Source organism: Streptomyces sp. NPDC126503 (assembly GCF_040302405.1).
GTDB classification, from domain to species: Bacteria; Actinomycetota; Actinomycetes; order Streptomycetales; family Streptomycetaceae; genus Streptomyces; species Streptomyces gulbargensis.
Genome location: NZ_JBEORS010000017.1, coordinates 63,281 through 81,427, shown reverse-complemented (window position 1 = coordinate 81,427; position 18,147 = coordinate 63,281). Strand labels below are relative to the sequence as shown.

General features: G+C 71.9%; 18 protein-coding genes. 16 read left to right on the top strand and 2 right to left on the bottom strand.

The features are described from left to right. The first annotated feature begins 100 nt into the window (after nucleotides 1-100). Nucleotides 101-664, top strand: a complete 564-nt coding sequence (locus ABTY40_RS21880) for an HIT family protein (protein WP_352061070.1) — start codon at nucleotides 101-103, stop codon at nucleotides 662-664. A 47-nt stretch (nucleotides 665-711) separates the two neighbouring features. Here the strand turns inward: ABTY40_RS21880 and ABTY40_RS21875 are convergent, their stop codons facing one another. Next, nucleotides 712-2,370 carry an AbeC-like domain-containing protein gene (locus tag ABTY40_RS21875; protein ID WP_352061069.1) on the bottom strand — a complete coding sequence of 553 codons (1,659 nt, stop codon included), beginning with the start codon at nucleotides 2,368-2,370 and terminating at the stop codon, nucleotides 712-714. A 164-nt stretch (nucleotides 2,371-2,534) separates the two neighbouring features. Continuing rightward, nucleotides 2,535-4,754, bottom strand: a complete 2,220-nt coding sequence (locus ABTY40_RS21870; RefSeq protein ID WP_352061068.1) for an elongation factor G-like protein EF-G2 — start codon at nucleotides 4,752-4,754, stop codon at nucleotides 2,535-2,537. Between the two features lie 307 nt (nucleotides 4,755-5,061). On the opposite strand from ABTY40_RS21870, the gene pgsA reads away from it, so the two are divergent. From pgsA to ABTY40_RS21795, 15 genes are all read left to right on the top strand, one after another. Continuing rightward, entirely contained in the window at nucleotides 5,062-5,721 is a 660-nt protein-coding gene (gene pgsA / locus ABTY40_RS21865; RefSeq protein ID WP_352061067.1) for a phosphatidylinositol phosphate synthase, read from the top strand. Beyond that, entirely contained in the window at nucleotides 5,718-6,635 is a 918-nt protein-coding gene (locus tag ABTY40_RS21860; RefSeq protein ID WP_352061066.1) for a phosphatidylinositol mannoside acyltransferase, read from the top strand. Before pgsA ends, ABTY40_RS21860 begins: the two co-directional genes overlap by 4 nt. Next, entirely contained in the window at nucleotides 6,632-7,786 is a 1,155-nt protein-coding gene (locus ABTY40_RS21855) for a glycosyltransferase family 4 protein (RefSeq protein WP_352061065.1), read from the top strand. Before ABTY40_RS21860 ends, ABTY40_RS21855 begins: the two co-directional genes overlap by 4 nt. A 52-nt stretch (nucleotides 7,787-7,838) precedes the next feature. Further along, on the top strand, nucleotides 7,839-8,474 hold the full coding sequence (locus ABTY40_RS21850) for an N-acyl homoserine lactonase family protein (protein ID WP_352061064.1): 636 nt from the start codon (nucleotides 7,839-7,841) through the stop codon (nucleotides 8,472-8,474). An 11-nt stretch (nucleotides 8,475-8,485) separates the two neighbouring features. Next, on the top strand, nucleotides 8,486-9,028 hold the full coding sequence (locus tag ABTY40_RS21845; RefSeq protein ID WP_352061063.1) for a hypothetical protein: 543 nt from the start codon (nucleotides 8,486-8,488) through the stop codon (nucleotides 9,026-9,028). 115 nt (nucleotides 9,029-9,143) lie between these two features. Continuing rightward, entirely contained in the window at nucleotides 9,144-10,058 is a 915-nt protein-coding gene (gene pdxS, locus ABTY40_RS21840) for a pyridoxal 5'-phosphate synthase lyase subunit PdxS (protein WP_352061062.1), read from the top strand. Nucleotides 10,059-10,064: 6 nt separating this feature from the next. Next, nucleotides 10,065-10,655, top strand: coding sequence for a pyridoxal 5'-phosphate synthase glutaminase subunit PdxT (pdxT, locus tag ABTY40_RS21835; RefSeq protein WP_352061061.1), 591 nt, complete (start codon nucleotides 10,065-10,067; stop codon nucleotides 10,653-10,655). Between the two features lie 63 nt (nucleotides 10,656-10,718). Then, nucleotides 10,719-11,471 (top strand): YebC/PmpR family DNA-binding transcriptional regulator, encoded by a 753-nt coding sequence (locus tag ABTY40_RS21830; protein ID WP_352061060.1) that lies wholly within the window; start codon nucleotides 10,719-10,721, stop codon nucleotides 11,469-11,471. A 118-nt stretch (nucleotides 11,472-11,589) separates the two neighbouring features. Next, entirely contained in the window at nucleotides 11,590-12,120 is a 531-nt protein-coding gene (ruvC, locus tag ABTY40_RS21825; RefSeq protein WP_345282231.1) for a crossover junction endodeoxyribonuclease RuvC, read from the top strand. Continuing rightward, nucleotides 12,117-12,749, top strand: a complete 633-nt coding sequence (ruvA, locus tag ABTY40_RS21820) for a Holliday junction branch migration protein RuvA (protein ID WP_345282229.1) — start codon at nucleotides 12,117-12,119, stop codon at nucleotides 12,747-12,749. The genes ruvC and ruvA overlap by 4 nt, the downstream gene beginning before the upstream one ends. A 52-nt stretch (nucleotides 12,750-12,801) precedes the next feature. After that, nucleotides 12,802-13,893 carry a Holliday junction branch migration DNA helicase RuvB gene (gene ruvB / locus ABTY40_RS21815; RefSeq protein WP_352061059.1) on the top strand — a complete coding sequence of 364 codons (1,092 nt, stop codon included), beginning with the start codon at nucleotides 12,802-12,804 and terminating at the stop codon, nucleotides 13,891-13,893. A 201-nt stretch (nucleotides 13,894-14,094) separates the two neighbouring features. Beyond that, nucleotides 14,095-14,568 carry a preprotein translocase subunit YajC gene (gene yajC, locus ABTY40_RS21810; protein WP_352061058.1) on the top strand — a complete coding sequence of 158 codons (474 nt, stop codon included), beginning with the start codon at nucleotides 14,095-14,097 and terminating at the stop codon, nucleotides 14,566-14,568. A gap of 148 nt (nucleotides 14,569-14,716) precedes the next feature. After that, nucleotides 14,717-16,510, top strand: a complete 1,794-nt coding sequence (gene secD / locus ABTY40_RS21805) for a protein translocase subunit SecD (protein WP_352061057.1) — start codon at nucleotides 14,717-14,719, stop codon at nucleotides 16,508-16,510. Nucleotide 16,511: 1 nt separating this feature from the next. Further along, nucleotides 16,512-17,576 carry a protein translocase subunit SecF gene (secF, locus tag ABTY40_RS21800; protein WP_352061056.1) on the top strand — a complete coding sequence of 355 codons (1,065 nt, stop codon included), beginning with the start codon at nucleotides 16,512-16,514 and terminating at the stop codon, nucleotides 17,574-17,576. Further along, entirely contained in the window at nucleotides 17,573-18,124 is a 552-nt protein-coding gene (locus tag ABTY40_RS21795; RefSeq protein ID WP_309052651.1) for an adenine phosphoribosyltransferase, read from the top strand. The genes secF and ABTY40_RS21795 overlap by 4 nt, the downstream gene beginning before the upstream one ends. Nucleotides 18,125-18,147: the final 23 nt, after the last annotated feature.

The following is an 18,147-nucleotide window of genomic DNA, read 5'->3' as shown; positions in this document are numbered from 1 at the left end:
TCCTGCCGGTCGGGTGGCGGCGGCCTGTCGCTCATGCGATCAGCATGGGCCGCGCGGGGATCTTCCGCCCCGGCGGCACGTGCCGAACGGGCGACGCAATATGCTGCACAGCATGACGACTGAGCCGGAGCAGCAGATCGGAGTCGGGACGCAGGACGCGTTTCAGCGCCTGTGGACGCCTCACCGGATGGCGTACATCCAGGGCGAGAACAAGCCGACCGGGCCGGGCGCCGAGGACGGCTGCCCGTTCTGCGTGATTCCGTCGAAGTCCGACGAGGACGGCCTGGTCATCGCCCGTGGCGAGAGCGTCTACGCGGTCCTCAACCTGTACCCGTACAACGGCGGCCACCTCATGGTGGTGCCGTACCGGCACGTCGCCGACTACACGGACCTCGACGCGCCGGAGACGGCGGAGCTCGGTGACTTCACCAAGCGGGCCATGGTGGCGCTGCGGGCCGCTTCCGGAGCACACGGCTTCAACATCGGCATGAACCAGGGGTCCGTCGCCGGCGCCGGCATCGCCGCGCACCTGCACCAGCACGTGGTGCCGCGCTGGGGCGGCGACACCAACTTCATGCCGGTGGTCGGTCACACGAAGGTGCTCCCGCAGCTGCTCGCGGACACCCGCACGATGCTCGCCGACGCCTGGCCCGCGGGCGTCTGACCGACAGCCCCGCCCCGGCGTACGGGGCGGGGCCCCGGGCCCCGTGTTCACGCGTCGTAGACGTCGGCCTTCTTCGGGCCCGGCTCCTGCACGTTGCCGCTGAGGACCAGGGCGCGGTTGGTGAAGCGCTCCGTGTCCACCCCGTGCTCGTCCAGCACCTTGATCGTCGCCGCGTGGACCGCCCGCAGCACCGGCGTGGCCATACGGATGGCGTCGTCGGCCATGAAGCGGTTCTTCCACAGCGGGCCGGCCCAGACGTGCCGCAGGCCGAAGGGCTCGGGAAGGACCATCTTCCCGCCGAGGAAGTCGAGGACCGGCGGATACCAGGTCAGCGGGGCGCGGACCGCGAGCCGTACGACCTCGTCCGCCTCCATCAACGGCTGCTGGATCTCCTTGGTCTCCCAGAACCTGACGGTCTTGGAGACCTCCTTCGTCTTCGCCTTCGGCTTCGTCGTGAAAAGGCCGTGGACGGGACCGAGCGCGTGACCGGTGACCTCGATCCGCAGCGTGTGCAGGAGCGAGGTGACCGTCACCATCATCGTCAGGACCAGGTTCCCGTCCCAGAGGGTGAACTGCACGCCCAGGTAGTGACGGTTGCCCGCGCCGAACTGCTGGTCGTTGCAGATGCGCTGTATCTCGTGGGGCTTCACCTGGTAGTGGACGATGTCGTCGCCCTCGGGCCGGGTCACCTCGTCGGCGCCCTCACCGACCGGGGAGACGATCCAGTGCTTGACCGTCGGCTTCGGGAAACCGGTCTTCAGCGAGCCGCGCTCCAGGAGCGTCAACTGCTCGTGGACCCTGCGCACCACGTCCCAGGCGCGGAACGGGTGGATCTCCTTGCCCTCCTTGGGGACCAGCTCCTCGGCGAGGGTCCAGCTGCCCCAGCGGGTGCCCAGGCCGAGGATGCCCTTGGAGCCGGCGTAGAAGACGATGTTCGACTGCTGCTCGGCGGAGAGCTTCTCCAGGTTCCGCCGCAGCTCCTCCGCGTCCTTCTCGTTGGGGTCGGTGGGGACCGACTTCGGGATGTGCGGGCCGATGCCGCCGCCGCTGAGCAGGGCGGTCCACCGCTCCCGCAGGTCCACGGCCGTCCGCTCGCAGACCCGGCGGGCGAGGAACCAGCCCACGACCGGCGCGACGAGCATCGCGCGCAGATAGTTCATCAGCAGGCCGTCGAAGGGCAGCTTCACCAGCACGAGCACGCCGAACAGGCCGGCCGCCCAGAGCACGGCCGTGCCCAGGGCGCTGGTGCGCTTGTTCTCCGAACCGGCGGCGATCCTGCGCAACTGCACGACGCCGAGCCACAGCAGCAGGCCCGGCAGGAACAGGACGCCGCAGATGAGGGTGATCAGCGTCAGCTTGGTGTCGCGCTGCCGGCGCAGATGGGTGGCGGCGAGGCAGTGCTCGACGACCGGCTGCGGTTCGGCGCCGAAGGACTGGATCAGCGCCTTGCGGGCGCCCCCGAGCATGCGGACCTGCACGGCCCGCGAGAAGGCCTCACCGAGGTCGGGGCGGAAGAGTTTCTCCCACTTACCCGGCTTGACAGTCGTCTTGTAGAGCTCGTTGTCGGCTTCCTGGATCGTCTTGAGCGGGCTGTCCCGGTACGCGGCGGAGGCGAGGGCATGGGTCGCGCCCGTCCGTCCCTCCGACCCCTGGAGAGGGATCTGAGCCCCGGGTCCGAAACCGTCGATCGCCACTTCCGCCCCCATCGCCGCGACTGCCCTGTGCGGGCTGTTCCCCACTGCCGCGCCCCGCACACCTTCCGAGCTGGGCACCACAGCGTAACCGGGTACCGGCGGATGCGTCACCGCCTGTGGAAAACGGCGGCCGAATGCCGTCCGCCCCGCCGCGGCCGGGCGGACGGCCCCGCCTGTCAGTCCGTCAGGGAGCCGTTCCCCGTGGCCTGTCGGCGCACCTTCTCGGCCAGCTGGGAGGGCATCGGCTCGTGGCGGGCGTAGGCGCGGTCGAACCGGCCGGTGCCGTGCGAGAGGGAGCGCAGGTCGATCGCGTACCGGCCGATCTCGATCTCCGGCACCTCCGCCCGCACCACCGTGCGGCCCGGGCCCGCCTGTTCGGTTCCGACGACCCGCCCGCGCCGCCCGGACAGGTCGCTCATCACCGGGCCCACGTACTCGTCGGGCACCATCACCCGCACCTCCGCCACCGGCTCCAGGAGGTGGACGGTGGCCCCGGTGGCGGCCTCGCGGAGCGCGAGCGCCCCGGCCGTCTGGAAGGCGGCGTCCGAGGAGTCCACCGAGTGCGCCTTGCCGTCCCGCAGGGTGACCCGGACGTCCACCAGAGGGCAGCCCGCCGAGACGCCGCGCGCGGCCTGGGCCCGTACGCCCTTCTCGACGGAGGCCACGAACGGGCGCGGCACCGCCCCGCCCACCACCTTGTCCACGAACTCGACGCCGCTGCCCGGCGGCAGGGGTTCCACCTCGATCTCGCAGATGGCGAACTGGCCGTGACCGCCGGACTGCTTCACGTGCCGGCCGCGGCCCGCCGCCGGCCCGCCGAAGGTCTCCCGCAGCGGCACCTTGTACGGCACGGCGTCCACGCGCACCCCGTACCGGCCGCGCAGCCGCTCCAGGACCACGTCCTGGTGGGCCTCACCCAGGCACCACAGCACCACCTGGCGGGTGTCCTGGTTGTGTTCGAGCCGCAGGGTCGGGTCCTCCGCGACCAGCCGGGCCAGGCCCTGGGAGAGACGGTCCTCGTCGGCCTTGCTGTGCGCCTCGACGGCCAGCGGGAGCAGAGGCTCCGGCATGCTCCAGGGCTCCATCAGGAGCGGGTCCTCCCGGGCGGAGATCGTGTCGCCGGTCTCGGCCCGCCCGAGCCGGGCGACACAGGCCAGGTCACCGGCGACGCAGTACGGCACCGGCCGCTGCTGCTTCCCGAACGGCGAGGTCAGCCCGCCGACGCGCTCGTCCACGTCGTGGTCCTCGTGGCCCCGGTCGGCGAGCCCGTGGCCCGAGACGTGCACCGTCAGGTCCGGGCGCAGCGTGCCGGAGAAGACCCGCACCAGCGAGAGCCGGCCCACGTACGGGTCGGCGGCCGTCTTGACGACCTCGGCCACGAGCGGCCCGTCCGGGTCGCAGGCGAGCGCGGGCCGGGGCTGCCCGTCCGGCGTGGTCACGGCGACCGGCTCGTGTTCCAGGGGTGAGGGGAAGCCGCGGGTGATCAGCTCCAGGAGTTCCAGGGTGCCCAGGCCCTGCGTCCCGCCGTCGACGGCCGGCGCGGCCGGCAGCACCGGGTGGAACATGCCCCGGGCCACGGCCTTCTCCAGATCGTCGACCAGCGTCTTGACGTCGATCTCCTCACCGCCGAGATAGCGGTCCATGAGGGTCTCGTCCTCGCTCTCGGCGATGATCCCCTCGATGAGCCGCCCCCGCGCCTCGGCGATGAGCTCCCGCTGCGTCCCGTCCGGGGCCACCTCGCGCCGTGCCCCCGTGGAGTAGTCGAGGATCCGCTCCGTGAGCAGGCCGACGAGGCCGGTCACCGGCGCGTGACCGTCGGCTCCCTCCGTACCGCGCACGGGCAGGTGGAGCGGAAGCACCGCGTCGGGGTCGTCGCGCCCGAAGAGACCGGCGCAGACGGCGGTGAGCTCGGTGAAGTCGGTGCGGGCCGTGTCCAGGTGCGTGACGACGACGGCCCGGGGCATGCCGACGGCGGCGCACTCCTCCCACACCATCCGGGTGGAGGCGGCGATCGCGTCGGCCTCCTGGGCGGCCGAGACGACGAAGAGGGCCGCGTCCGCCGCGCGCAGACCGGCCCGCAGCTCCCCGACGAAATCCGCGTACCCCGGGGTGTCCAGCAGATTGATCTTGAAGCCGTCCCACTCGACCGGCACCAGCGAGAGCTGTACGGAACGCTGCCGGCGGTGCTCGATCTCGTCGTGGTCGGAAACCGTCGCCCCGTCCTCGACCCGGCCGGCCCGATTGACCGCCCCGGTGGCCTGCGCCAGCGCCTCGACCAGCGTCGTCTTGCCCGATCCGCTGTGGCCGACCAGCACCACGTTCCGTACGGCCGCGGGCCGGTCGGCCGCCGGAGCCCCTCCGGCGGCTCCGGTGGGGGTGTTCGACTTCTCGCCCATGGTGTTCCTCCCGACTGCGTGCGACGCACGGTGGGTGGGGCGCGGGCGCAGGGGGAGTGGCGTCACGCGGAGCGGCTCCGGCGGTGCCCGCGGTGGTCCTTCGAGCTTGGCACCGACACCCCGAGGCGTCCATACGTCCCCACGCGCGTGCCCCGGCACCGGCCCTCCCGGCCTGCCCCCGCGCGCGTGCCCACGGACACTCGACGCGGCGGGACGGGTGCGCTCCGGTGCGGCGCCGACCGCGTGGCTACGATGGGTGAGCCGGTGGTCATTGGGGCCGCGCGGCCCACCGAACCTCGGGAAGGCCATGCTGAACAAGTACGCGCGTGCGTTTTTTACGCGTGTCCTCACACCGTTCGCCGCGTTTCTGCTCCGCCGGGGCGTCAGCCCCGACGCCGTCACGCTCATCGGCACCGCGGGAGTGATGGCCGGCGCGCTGGTCTTCTTCCCCCGGGGCGAATTCTTCTGGGGCACGATCGTCATCACCCTCTTCGTCTTCTCCGACCTGGTCGACGGCAACATGGCCCGGCAGGCGGGGATCTCCAGCCGCTGGGGCGCCTTCCTCGACTCGACGCTCGACCGCGTCGCGGACGGGGCGATCTTCGGCGGCTTCGCGCTCTGGTACGCGGGCCGCGGTGACGACAACGTGCTGTGCGCCGTGTCGATCTTCTGTCTGGCCAGCGGCCAGGTCGTCTCGTACACCAAGGCGCGCGGCGAGTCCATCGGCCTCCCGGTCGCCGTGAACGGCCTGGTCGAGCGGGCCGAGCGGCTCGTGATCTCGCTGGTCGCCGCCGGTCTCGCCGGGCTCCACGCCTTCGGCGTGCCAGGGGTCGACGTGCTGCTGCCGATCGCGCTGTGGATCGTGGCCGTCGGCAGCGCGGTGACCCTGGGACAGCGGGTCGTGACCGTACGGCGCGAATCGGCCGAGGCGGACGCCGCGGGCCGGGGGAGTGAGGCGGCGTCATGAGCGCGCTGAAGGACCGGCTGACCGACGGCCTGTACGGGCTGGGCTGGTCCACCGTGAAGAAGCTGCCCGAGCCGGTGGCCGCGGGCCTCGGCCGGCGGATCGCCGACACCGCCTGGAAGCGGCGCGGCCCGGGCGTGCTCCGCCTGGAGGCCAACCTCGCGCGCGTGGTGCCGGACGCCACGCCCGAGCGCCTCGCCGCACTGTCGAAGGCCGGCATGCGCTCGTACATGCGCTACTGGATGGAGTCCTTCCGGCTGCCGGCCTGGAGCACCGAGCGCGTCGCCGGCAGTGTTTCCATCAAGGACATCCACCTCGTGGAGGAGACGCTCGCCGCCGGGCGCGGTGTCGTCCTCGCCCTGCCGCACCTGGCCAACTGGGACCTCGCCGGGGTCTGGGTGACCCGTGGGCTCGGCGTGCCCTTCACCACCGTGGCCGAGCGCCTCAAGCCCGAGTCGCTCTACGACCGCTTCGTCGCCTACCGCGAGTCCCTCGGCATGGAGGTCGTGCCGCACAACGGCGGCGCCGCCTTCGGCACGCTCGCCCGGCGGCTGCGGGCCGGCGGCCTGGTCTGCCTGGTGGCCGACCGCGACCTGTCGTCCTCCGGCACCGAGGTCACCTTCTTCGGGGAGCGCGCCCGGATGCCCGGCGGCCCCGCCATACTCGCCCAGCAGACCGGCGCGCTGCTCCTGCCGGCGACGCTCTGGTACGACGACACCCCGGTCATGAAGGGACGCATCCACGCGCCCGTCGACGTACCCGAGACGGGCACCCGGGCCGAGAAGACGTCCGTGATGACACAGGCGCTGGCCGACGCCTTCGCCGAGGGCATCGCGGATCACCCGGAGGACTGGCACATGCTGCAACGACTGTGGCCCGCGGACCTGGACGAGCGAGGGAAGGGCCGCCGACCGTGAAGATCGGCATCGTCTGCCCGTACTCCTGGGACGTCCCCGGAGGCGTCCAGTTCCACATCCGCGACCTCGCCGAGCACCTCATCCGGCTCGGCCACGAGGTCTCCGTCCTCGCCCCCGCCGACGACGACACCCCCCTGCCGCCGTACGTCGTCTCCGCGGGCCGGGCCGTCCCCGTGCCGTACAACGGCTCCGTCGCCCGGCTCAACTTCGGCTTCCTCTCGGCGGCGCGCGTACGGCGCTGGCTCCACGACGGCACCTTCGACGTCGTCCACATCCACGAGCCCACCTCCCCCTCGCTCGGCCTGCTCACCTGCTGGGCGGCGCAGGGACCGATCGTCGCCACCTTCCACACCTCCAACCCGCGCTCGCGGGCGATGATCGCCGCCTATCCGATCCTCCAGCCCGCCCTGGAGAAGATCAGCGCCCGGATCGCCGTCAGCGAGTACGCACGGCGCACGCTCGTCGAGCACCTCGGCGGTGACGCGGTCCTCATCCCGAACGGCGTCGACGTCGACTTCTTCGCCCGCGCCGAGCCGAAGAAGGAGTGGCAGGGCGGCACCCTCGGCTTCATCGGCCGCATCGACGAACCGCGCAAGGGCCTGCCGGTCCTCATGCGGGCCCTGCCGCGCATCCTCGCCGCGCGCCCGGAGACCCGGCTCCTGGTGGCCGGACGCGGCGACGAGGAGGAGGCCGTCGCCTCGCTGCCCGCCGAGATGCGCTCCCGGGTGGAGTTCCTCGGCATGGTCAGCGACGAGGACAAGGCGCGGCTGCTGCGGAGCGTGGACGTGTACGTGGCGCCCAACACCGGCGGCGAGAGCTTCGGCATCATCCTCGTCGAGGCGATGTCGGCCGGCGCGCCGGTCCTCGCCTCCGACCTGGACGCCTTCGCGCAGGTCCTCGACCAGGGCGCGGCGGGCGAGCTCTTCGCCAACGAGGACGCGGACGCCCTCGCCGACGCGGCCGTCCGCCTCCTGGGCGACGAGGCCCGGCGCAGCGAACTGAGCCTGCGGGGCTCCTCCCACGTCCGCCGCTTCGACTGGGCCACGGTGGGGGCGGACATCCTCGCCGTCTACGAGACGGTGACGGACGGCGCCGCGGCGGTGGACACCGACGAACGCGCGGGCGGGCTGCGGGCGCGACTGGGGCTGTGACGGCCCCGGCAGCCCGGGGATGCCCCGCCGCCACGCGGGGCAGGCTTGCCCCATGCTTTCGATCACCCGGCTCGATCTCGGACACTTCACCCGGCCCGCCGACGAATGGGGAGGGCCCCACGCGCGCGTGGAGCCCTCCCTCGCCTATCTCGTCCGCCACCCGGGCGGCAGCCTCCTCTTCGACACCGGCATGGGCGAGGGCTCGCCCGAGACGGACGCCCACTACCGGCCGGTCCGCCGGCCGCTGCCCGTCGGACCGGAGGACGTCGACCTCATCGTCAACTGCCACCTCCACTTCGACCACATCGGCGGCAACCAGCTCTTCCCCACCACCCCCGTCCTGGTCCAGCGCACCGAACTCGCCATCGCCCGCGCCGGCGGACACACCATCGACACGCTCCTGACCGGCGTCCGGTACGAGGAGCTCGACGGCGAGCACGAGATCGCGCCCGGCATCCGGATCGTGCCCACCCCCGGCCACACCGAGGGCCACCAGTCGCTGCTGCTCGACCACGGCGACCGCGTGACCGTCCTCGCCGGGCAGGCGTACGACTTCGCCCACGAGTTCGGCACCCCGTACCGCCCCTGGCTCGGCCGGCTCGCCGAACTCGCCGCCGGACGGCCGGCCCGAGTCCTGTTCGCCCACGACCACGACCTGTGGGAAGGGATCCTGCCGCCACCCCGGTAGCCTGTGCGCCCGTGACCGAAACCCTCATCTGGACCGTTGTCGCGCTGATCGTCGTCGGCGTCTACCTGAGCTGGACCGCCGGACGGCTCGACCGGCTGCACACCCGGATCGACGCCGCCCGCGCCGCACTCGACGCCCAGCTGCTGCGCCGGGCCTCGGTCACCCAGGAACTGGCCACCTCCGGCGTCCTCGACCCGGCCGCCTCCATCGTGCTGTACGAGGCCGCGCACGCCGCCCGGCAGGCCCAGGAGGACCAGCGCGAGGTCGCCGAGAGCGAACTGAGCCAGGCGCTGCGGGCCGTCTTCGGCGAGCCCGAGCAGGTCGAGGTGGTCCGCGCGGCGCCCGGTGGCGAGGAGACGGCGAACGAGCTGGCCGCCGCCGTCCGCCGGGTGCCCATGGCCCGCCGCTTCCACAACGACACGGTCCGCGCCGCCCGCGCCCTGCGCCGCCACCGCACCGTGCGGTGGTTCCGGCTGGCCGGTCACGCTCCGTTCCCGCTCGCCTTCGAAATGGACGACGAGCCCCCGGTGGCCCTTGCCGATCGACCGGCCTGACCCTCTGGGCCTGCGAAAACGATCCACCGGGTCCACATTGGCCCTTGATGTGGACCCCCGGTGGCCTGTTTCCTCGGTGGAGTCGTCAACCCCCGTTGTCACGAGTGAGGTACCCGTGTCCACCACGCCTTCCACCACCCCCCAGTCTCCCGAGACCGGCACCGCGCGCGTCAAGCGCGGCATGGCCGAGCAGCTCAAGGGCGGCGTGATCATGGACGTGGTCAACGCCGAGCAGGCGAAGATCGCCGAGGACGCCGGCGCCGTGGCCGTCATGGCCCTGGAGCGCGTCCCCGCGGACATCCGCAAGGACGGCGGCGTGGCCCGCATGTCCGACCCGAACATGATCGAAGAGATCATCGGCGCGGTCTCCATCCCGGTCATGGCCAAGTCCCGCATCGGCCACTTCGTCGAGGCCCAGGTCCTGCAGTCCCTCGGTGTCGACTACATCGACGAGTCCGAGGTCCTCACCCCGGCCGACGAGGTCAACCACTCCGACAAGTGGGCCTTCACCACCCCCTTCGTCTGTGGTGCCACCAACCTGGGCGAGGCCCTGCGCCGCATCGCCGAGGGCGCGGCCATGATCCGCTCCAAGGGCGAGGCCGGCACCGGCAACGTCGTCGAGGCCGTCCGCCACCTGCGCCAGATCAAGAACGAGATCGCCAAGCTGCGCGGCTTCGACAACAACGAGCTGTTCGCCGCCGCCAAGGAGCTGCGCGCCCCGTACGAGCTCGTCAAGGAGGTCGCCGAGCTCGGCAAGCTGCCCGTCGTCCTCTTCTCCGCCGGTGGCGTCGCCACCCCGGCCGACGCCGCGCTCATGCGCCAGCTCGGCGCCGAGGGCGTCTTCGTCGGCTCCGGCATCTTCAAGTCGGGCGACCCGGCCAAGCGCGCCGCGGCCATCGTGAAGGCCACCACCTTCTACGACGACCCGAAGATCATCGCGGACGCCTCCCGCAACCTGGGCGAGGCCATGGTCGGCATCAACTGCGACACCCTGCCCGAGTCCGAGCGCTACGCCAACCGGGGCTGGTAAGCACCGATGAACCCCACTCCCGTCATTGGTGTCCTGGCCCTCCAGGGCGACGTACGGGAGCACCTGATCGCCCTGGCCGCGGCCGACGCCGTGGCCAGGCCGGTGAGGCGCCCCGAGGAACTCGCCGAGGTCGACGGCCTGGTCGTCCCCGGCGGCGAATCCACCACCATCTCCAAGCTCGCCACGCTGTTCGGCCTGATGGAGCCCCTGCGCGAGCGCATCGCCGCGGGCCTCCCCGTCTACGGCACCTGCGCCGGCCTGATCATGCTCGCCGACAAGATCCTCGACCCGCGCTCGGGCCAGGAGACCTTCGGCGGCATCGACATGATCGTCCGCCGCAACGCCTTCGGACGGCAGAACGAGTCCTTCGAGGCCGCAGTCACCGTCGCCGGGATCGACGGCCCCGTCGAGGGCGTCTTCATCCGCGCGCCGTGGGTCGAGTCCGTCGGAGCCGAGGTGGAGGTCCTCGCCGAGCACGAGGGCCACGTCGTGGCCGTCCGGCAGGGCCGCGCCCTCGCGACCTCCTTCCACCCGGAGCTCACCGGCGACCACCGCGTCCACTCCCTGTTCGTGGACATGGTGCGCGCCGAACGGTGACGTGATCCCGGTAGGATCTCTCGGGTTCGTTCATTGAATGGGTTACGCGAAGGAGACAGGCAGATGTCCGGCCACTCTAAATGGGCTACGACGAAGCACAAGAAGGCCGTGATCGACGCCAAGCGCGGCAAGCTCTTCGCGAAGCTGATCAAGAACATCGAGGTCGCCGCCCGTACCGGCGGCGCCGACCCGGACGGCAACCCGACCCTCTTCGACGCCATTCAGAAGGCCAAGAAGTCGTCGGTCCCGAACAAGAACATCGACTCCGCGGTCAAGCGCGGCGGCGGCCTGGAGGCCGGCGGCGTCGACTACGCCACGATCATGTACGAGGGGTACGGCCCGAACGGTGTCGCGGTGCTCATCGAGTGCCTCACCGACAACCGCAACCGCGCCGCCTCCGACGTCCGTGTCGCCATGACCCGCAACGGCGGCTCCATGGCGGACCCCGGCTCGGTCTCGTACCTGTTCAACCGCAAGGGCGTCGTCGTCCTCCCCAAGGGCGAGCTGTCCGAGGACGACGTCCTCGAGGTCGTCCTCGAGGCCGGCGCCGAAGAGGTCAACGACCTCGGCGAGAGCTTCGAGATCATCAGCGAGGCCACCGACCTGGTCGCGGTCCGTACCGCCCTCCAGGAGGCCGGCATCGACTACGACTCGGCCGACTCCAGCTTCGTCCCGACCATGCAGGTCGAGCTCGACGAGGAGGGCGCGCGCAAGATGTTCAAGCTGATCGACGCCCTCGAGGACAGCGACGACGTGCAGAACGTCTTCGCGAACTTCGACGTCAGCGACGAGGTCATGGCGAAGGTCGACGCCTGATCGCGAGCCTTCGGCAGCGGGCCGGCGGGGGACACACCCCCGCCGGCCCGCTGCGTTGTCACAGGCAGCCGATAGCCTGCACAAACAGATGAGCGAGAGCGGTCGAGGGAGGGGCGCCATGCGCGTGCTGGGGGTGGACCCGGGACTGACCCGGTGCGGCGTCGGCGTGGTCGAGGGCGCGGCCGGACGGCCGCTCACCATGCTCGGTGTCGGCGTCGTCCGCACCGCCGCCGACGCGGACATCGGCCTCCGCCTCGTCGGCATCGAGCGCGGCATCGAGGAGTGGCTCGACCGCTACTCGCCCGAACTCGTCGCCGTCGAGCGGGTGTTCAGCCAGCACAACGTCCGTACGGTGATGGGCACCGCCCAGGCCAGCGCGGTCGCCATGCTCTGCGCCTCCCGGCGCGGCATCCCCGTCGCCCTGCACACCCCGAGCGAGGTCAAGGCCGCCGTCACCGGAAGCGGCCGGGCCGGCAAGGACCAGGTCGGCGCCATGGTCACCCGGCTGCTGCGCCTCTCCGCGCCGCCGAAGCCCGCCGACGCCGCCGACGCCCTCGCTCTCGCCATCTGCCACATCTGGCGGGCGCCCGCCCAGAACCGTCTCCAGCGGGCCGTCGCCCTGCACGCACCGAAAGGCCGCACGTCATGATCGCCTTCGTCAGCGGCCCGGTCGCCGCCCTCGCCCCCACCACCGCCGTCATCGAGGTCGGCGGGGTCGGCATGGCCGTCCAGTGCACGCCCACCACCATCGCGGGGCTCCGCGTCGGCGAGCAGGCCCGGCTCGCCACCTCCCTCGTCGTACGGGAGGACTCCCTCACCCTCTACGGCTTCGCCGACGACGACGAGCGGCAGGTCTTCGAGATCCTCCAGACCGCCAGCGGCGTCGGCCCCCGGCTCGCCCAGGCCATGCTCGGTGTGCACAGCCCCGACGCGCTGCGCCTCGCGGTCTCCACCGGCGACGAGAAGGCGCTCACCGCCGTCCCCGGCATCGGCAAGAAGGGCGCGCAGAAACTCCTCCTCGAACTGAAGGACAAGCTCGGCCGGCCCCTCGGCACCGGTGGCCTCGTCGGCGCCCAGCGCGCCGCCGCCACCGGGCCCGCCCCCTGGACCGAGCAGCTCCACTCCGCCCTCATCGGCCTCGGCTACGCCGGCCGCGAGGCGGACGAGGCGGTCGGCGCCGTCACCCCGCAGGCCGAGGCCGCCCTCGCCGAGACCGGCTCCGTGCCCGTACCGCAGCTGCTCCGCGCCGCCCTGCAGACCCTGAACCGCGCCCGCTGACCCCGCCGGGCCCCGCCGCCCGCACCGTACGAACAAGAAGGCAGACTCCACCGTGAACTGGGACGACGAGACGGCACCCGCCGCAGAGGAGCGGATCGTCGGCGCCGCCGCCGAGGGGGACGACCAGGCCGTCGAGGCGGCCCTGCGCCCCAAGGACCTCGCCGAGTTCGTCGGCCAGGAGAAGGTCCGCCAGCAGCTCGACCTCGTGCTCAAGGCCGCCCGCCAGCGCGGAGCCACCGCCGACCACGTCCTGCTCTCCGGCGCCCCCGGCCTCGGCAAGACCACCCTGTCGATGATCATCGCGGCCGAGATGAACGCCCCCATCCGCATCACCTCCGGCCCCGCCATCCAGCACGCCGGCGACCTCGCCGCGATCCTCTCCTCCCTCCAGGAGGGCGAGATCCTCTTCCTCGACGAGATCCACCGGATGTCCCGGCCCGCCGAGGAGATGCTCTACATGGCGATGGAGGACTTCCGCGTCGACGTCATCGTCGGCAAGGGTCCCGGCGCCACCGCCATCCCGCTGGAACTCCCGCCCTTCACCCTGGTCGGCGCCACCACCCGGGCCGGTCTCCTGCCGCCCCCGCTGCGCGACCGCTTCGGCTTCACCGCCCACATGGAGTTCTACGACCCGGCCGAGCTCCAGCGGGTGATCCACCGCTCCGCGGGGCTCCTCGACGTCGAGATCGACCCCGCCGGAGCCGCCGAGATCGCCGGCCGCTCCCGCGGCACCCCCCGAATCGCCAACCGACTGCTGCGCCGGGTCCGCGACTACGCCCAGGTCAGGGCCGACGGCCGGATCACCCGCGAGATCGCCGCGGCCGCCCTCCGCGTCTACGAGGTCGACAGCCGCGGCCTCGACCGTCTCGACCGGGCCGTCCTGGAAGCCCTCCTGAAACTCTTCGGCGGCGGACCCGTCGGCCTGTCGACCCTCGCCGTCGCGGTGGGGGAGGAGCGCGAGACCGTCGAGGAGGTCGCCGAACCCTTCCTCGTACGGGAAGGGCTGCTGGCCCGCACGCCCCGGGGCCGCGTCGCCACCCCTGCGGCCTGGGCGCACCTCGGACTGGTTCCGCCGCAGGCCGCGCCGCCCGGGGGCGCCGCGAGGCCCGGGGCCACGGGACAACAGGGACTGTTCGGGACCTGAGGCCGCCGCGCCGGCGGAGTGACGAGCGCGTGACGGCGCGGAGTCTCGCCGGACCAGGAACCGCGGTGCCATGCTGGGCGTTGTTCCATCGATGCGGACTCGCCTAGACTCCGCCGATGCCGCCCTTTCTGGTCGGCGTACCCACCCCCGAAAAACAGGCCGCGGGCTCATCGCCGCGACCGTGCGAAGGAATCCCGTCCCGTGAACCTCCTGACCTTCCTCCCCTTCATCGTCCTCATCGGGGCCATGTTCCTGATGACGCGCTCTGCGAAGAAGAAGCAGCAGCAGGCGGTGGAGATGCGCAACCAGATGCAGCCCGGCACCGGCGTACGGACGATCGGGGGGATGTACGCCACCGTCAAGGAGATCGGCGACGAGACCGTTCTCCTGGAGGTCGCTCCCGGCGTCCACGCCGTCTACGCGAAGAACGCGATCGGCGCGGTCCTGGAGGACTCCGAGTACAACCGCATCGTCCACGGCGACGATGAGGAGTCGGACACCGACACCGTCGTCCCGGACGACGCCTCCTCGCTGACCGGGTCCACCGACCCGGTCAAGACCGACGGGGCCGACGACGCCCAGCCCAGGACCGACCTGACCAAGAAGGCGGACACCGCCGAGGCGGGGCAGGGCGACACGGACGGCAAGCCCGAGGGCGAGGCAGACACCAAGTAACCGTGACCGGGGATCACGTGCCACGCCCACCGGCGTCCGCGCGGTCCCCGGACCGGTTCCACGTCTGCGGGGGAAGGTCCCCACACACACTTCGTGGCCGCCTCGCGCACACCCATACGCGAGGCGGTTGGACAGGGAGAAACGACAGGTGGCAGCACCGAAGAAGGGCCGAAGGCCGGCGGGGGCCCAGAGCCGGCCGGGCCGCGCCCTGGCATTCATCTTGATCGCCATGGTCGCGCTCACCGGCGGCATGTTCTGGTCGGGGCACACCACCCCGCGCCTCGGCATCGACCTCGCCGGCGGAACGTCGATCACGCTCAAGGCGAAGGCCGACCCCGGACAGGAGTCCGCGGTCAACGAGACGAACATGAACACCGCGGTCGGCATCATCGAGCGCCGTGTCAACGGTCTCGGCGTCTCCGAGGCCGAGGTCCAGACGCAGGGCCGCGAGAACATCATCGTCAACATCCCTCGCGGGACGAACGAGAAGCAGGCCCGGGAGCAGGTCGGTACCACCGCCCAGCTCTACTTCCGGCCCGTGCTCGCCGTCGCGCCCGCCGTGCCGCCGCAGCCGGCCCCCAGCACGACCGGTTCCCCGTCGTCGTCGCCGAAGCCGAGCGCCTCCTCCTCCGGCGCCACCGCCGGCGAGAAGTCGGCCACCCCGACGGCGACCGGCACCCCGAAGGCCACCGCCACCACCCAGGGCCGCGTCCTGTCCGAGGCCCTCAAGGCCCCGAGCCCGACGCCGACCGGCAGCGCCTCGCCCTCCGCGTCCACGAGCCCCAAGGGCACGCCGACGCCCACCGCGCCGCCGGCGCCGGACGCCGCGACCGCGGCGCTCCAGCAGAAGTTCACCTCCCTGAACTGCCTCGACCCCAAGCAGCGCTCCGCCGCCGGCAAGGGCGTCAAGCCGAGCGAGCCGACCGTCGCCTGCGGTGAGGACGACCCCGGCATCTGGTCGAAGTACCTCCTCGGCCCGGCCGAGGTCGAGGGCCGTGACGTCGACGACGCCCAGGGCGCCTTCGACCAGCAGCGCGGCATGTGGATCGTGACCATGGACTTCACGAGCGCGGGCTCGAAGAAGTTCCAGTCGATCACCAGCAAGCTCTCGCAGCAGACCGACCCGCAGAACCGCTTCGCGATCGTCCTCGACGGCCAGGTCGTCTCCGCGCCCTCGGTCCGCCAGACGCTGAGCGCCAGCGCGGAGATCTCCGGCAACTTCAACCAGCAGTCCGCCCAGGACCTCGGCAACATCCTGTCCTACGGCGCCCTGCCGCTCACCTTCGACACCCAGAGCGTCGACACCGTCACCGCCGCCCTCGGCGGCGACCAGCTGGAGGCCGGCCTGATCGCCGGCGCCATCGGCCTCGGCCTCGTCGTGCTCTACCTCGTCGTCTACTACCGCGGCCTGTCGCTGGTGGCCATCCTCAGCCTCGGCGTCTCCGCCCTCCTCACCTACGTGATCATGGCCCTGCTCGGCCCGGCCATCGGCTTCGCGCTGAACCTGCCGGCCGTCTGCGGCGCCATCGTCGCCATCGGCATCACCGCCGACTCGTTCATCGTCTACTTCGAGCGCGTCCGGGACGAACTGCGCGAGGGCCGCACTCTCCGCCCGGCCGTCGAGCGCGCCTGGCCGCGCGCCCGCCGCACGATCCTGGTCTCCGACTTCGTGTCGTTCCTGGCCGCGGCCGTCCTCTTCATCGTCACCGTGGGCAAGGTCCAGGGCTTCGCGTTCACGCTCGGCCTGACCACCCTGCTCGACATCGTCGTGGTGTTCCTCTTCACCAAGCCGGTCATGACGCTGCTGGCCCGCACCAAGTTCTTCGGCAACGGCCACCCGTGGTCCGGCCTGGACCCGAAGCGCCTCGGCGCCAAGCCGCCGCTGCGCCGCTCCCGCCGTACCACCGCCCCCGCCGGCCCTGTCGAACCGAAGGAGGCGTGAGATGTCGAAGCTCGGAGATCTCGGCGCCCGACTCCACCGTGGTGAGGTCGGCTACGACTTCATCGGCAACCGCAAGATCTGGTATGGCCTGTCCATCCTGATCACCATCACCGCCATCGTCGCCCTGGCCGTCCGTGGCCTCAACATGGGCATCGAGTTCCAGGGCGGTGCCGTCTTCACCACCCCGAAGACGGCCGTCTCCGTCAGCCAGGCCCAGGAGTACGCGGAGGAGGCCTCCGGCCACGACGCGATCGTCCAGCAGCTCGGCAACGGCTCCCTGCGCATCCAGGTCGGCGGCCTGGACACCGAGCAGTCCGACCAGGTCCGCTCGGAGCTCGCCAAGGACCTGAGCGTCCCCGAGGAGAAGATCGCGGCCGAACTCGTCGGCCCGAGCTGGGGTGAGCAGATCGCCAACAAGGCCTGGACGGGCCTCGGGGTCTTCATGATCCTCGTGGTGATCTACCTGGCCATCGCCTTCGAATGGAGAATGGCGGTCGCGGCGCTCATCGCCCTGATCCACGACCTCACCATCACGGTCGGTATCTACTCGCTGGTCGGCTTCGAGGTCACCGTCGGTACGGTCATCGGTCTGCTGACGATCCTCGGCTACTCGCTGTACGACACCGTCGTCGTCTTCGACTCCCTCAAGGAACAGACGAAGGACATCACGAAGCAGACCCGCTTCACCTACAGCGAGCTCGCCAACCGCTCCATCAACGGCACCCTGGTCCGCTCGATCAACACCACCGTGGTGGCGCTGCTGCCGGTCGCCGGCCTCCTCTTCATCGGTGGCGGCGTCCTCGGCGCGGGCATGCTCAACGACATCTCGCTGTCGCTGTTCGTGGGTCTGGCCGCCGGCGCCTACTCGTCGATCTTCATCGCCACCCCGCTCGTCGCCGACCTCAAGGAGCGCGAGCCGGCGATCAAGGCCCTCAGGAAGCGCATCAAGGTCAAGCGGGCCTCCGCCGCCGCGAAGGACGACGGCTTCGACGGGACCGACGCCGAGACGGCCGTGGTGGGCGGCCAGCGCGCCGCGCACCGCGGTACCCAGGAGCACCGCGGATGACGGCCGGCACCCAGGACGTCACCGCCCTGCTGCTCAGCCGCATCAGGGACGTCCCCGACTACCCGAAGCCGGGGGTGCTGTTCAAGGACATCACCCCGCTGCTCGCGGACCCGGAGGCGTTCGGCGCGCTCACCGAGACCCTCGCCGGCCTCTGTGCCGCGCAGGGCGCGACGAAGGTCGTCGGCCTGGAGGCCCGCGGCTTCATCCTCGCGGCGCCCGTCGCCGTCCGCGCGGGCCTGGGCTTCATCCCGGTCCGCAAGGCCGGCAAGCTCCCCGGGGCGACGCTCCGGCAGGCGTACGAGCTGGAGTACGGCACCGCCGAGATCGAGGTGCACGCCGAGGACCTGGCCGAGGGCGACCGCGTCATGGTCATCGACGACGTCCTGGCCACCGGCGGCACCGCCGAGGCCTCCCTCGACCTCATCCGCCGCGCCGGCGCCGAGGTCGCGGGCGTCGCGGTCCTCATGGAGCTGGGCTTCCTGCCGGGCCGCGCGCGACTGGAGCCGGCCCTGAACGGGGCTCCGCTCACCGCGCTGATCACGGTCTGACGTCGGGCACACCCCGACAGGGG

Excerpts from the sequence above, each read along its gene's own strand:
- ABTY40_RS21880 (WP_352061070.1), top strand. The coding sequence starts at position 101 with ATGCTGCACAGCATGACGACTGAGCCGGAGCAGCAGATCGGAGTCGGG.
- ABTY40_RS21875 (WP_352061069.1), bottom strand. The coding sequence starts at position 2,370 with ATGGGGGCGGAAGTGGCGATCGACGGTTTCGGACCCGGGGCTCAGATC.
- ABTY40_RS21870 (WP_352061068.1), bottom strand. The coding sequence starts at position 4,754 with ATGGGCGAGAAGTCGAACACCCCCACCGGAGCCGCCGGAGGGGCTCCG.
- pgsA (WP_352061067.1), top strand. The coding sequence starts at position 5,062 with ATGCTGAACAAGTACGCGCGTGCGTTTTTTACGCGTGTCCTCACACCG.
- ABTY40_RS21860 (WP_352061066.1), top strand. The coding sequence starts at position 5,718 with ATGAGCGCGCTGAAGGACCGGCTGACCGACGGCCTGTACGGGCTGGGC.
- ABTY40_RS21850 (WP_352061064.1), top strand. The coding sequence starts at position 7,839 with ATGCTTTCGATCACCCGGCTCGATCTCGGACACTTCACCCGGCCCGCC.
- pdxT (WP_352061061.1), top strand. The coding sequence starts at position 10,065 with ATGAACCCCACTCCCGTCATTGGTGTCCTGGCCCTCCAGGGCGACGTA.
- ABTY40_RS21830 (WP_352061060.1), top strand. The coding sequence starts at position 10,719 with ATGTCCGGCCACTCTAAATGGGCTACGACGAAGCACAAGAAGGCCGTG.
- ruvC (WP_345282231.1), top strand. The coding sequence starts at position 11,590 with ATGCGCGTGCTGGGGGTGGACCCGGGACTGACCCGGTGCGGCGTCGGC.
- ruvA (WP_345282229.1), top strand. The coding sequence starts at position 12,117 with ATGATCGCCTTCGTCAGCGGCCCGGTCGCCGCCCTCGCCCCCACCACC.
- secF (WP_352061056.1), top strand. The coding sequence starts at position 16,512 with ATGTCGAAGCTCGGAGATCTCGGCGCCCGACTCCACCGTGGTGAGGTC.
- ABTY40_RS21795 (WP_309052651.1), top strand. The coding sequence starts at position 17,573 with ATGACGGCCGGCACCCAGGACGTCACCGCCCTGCTGCTCAGCCGCATC.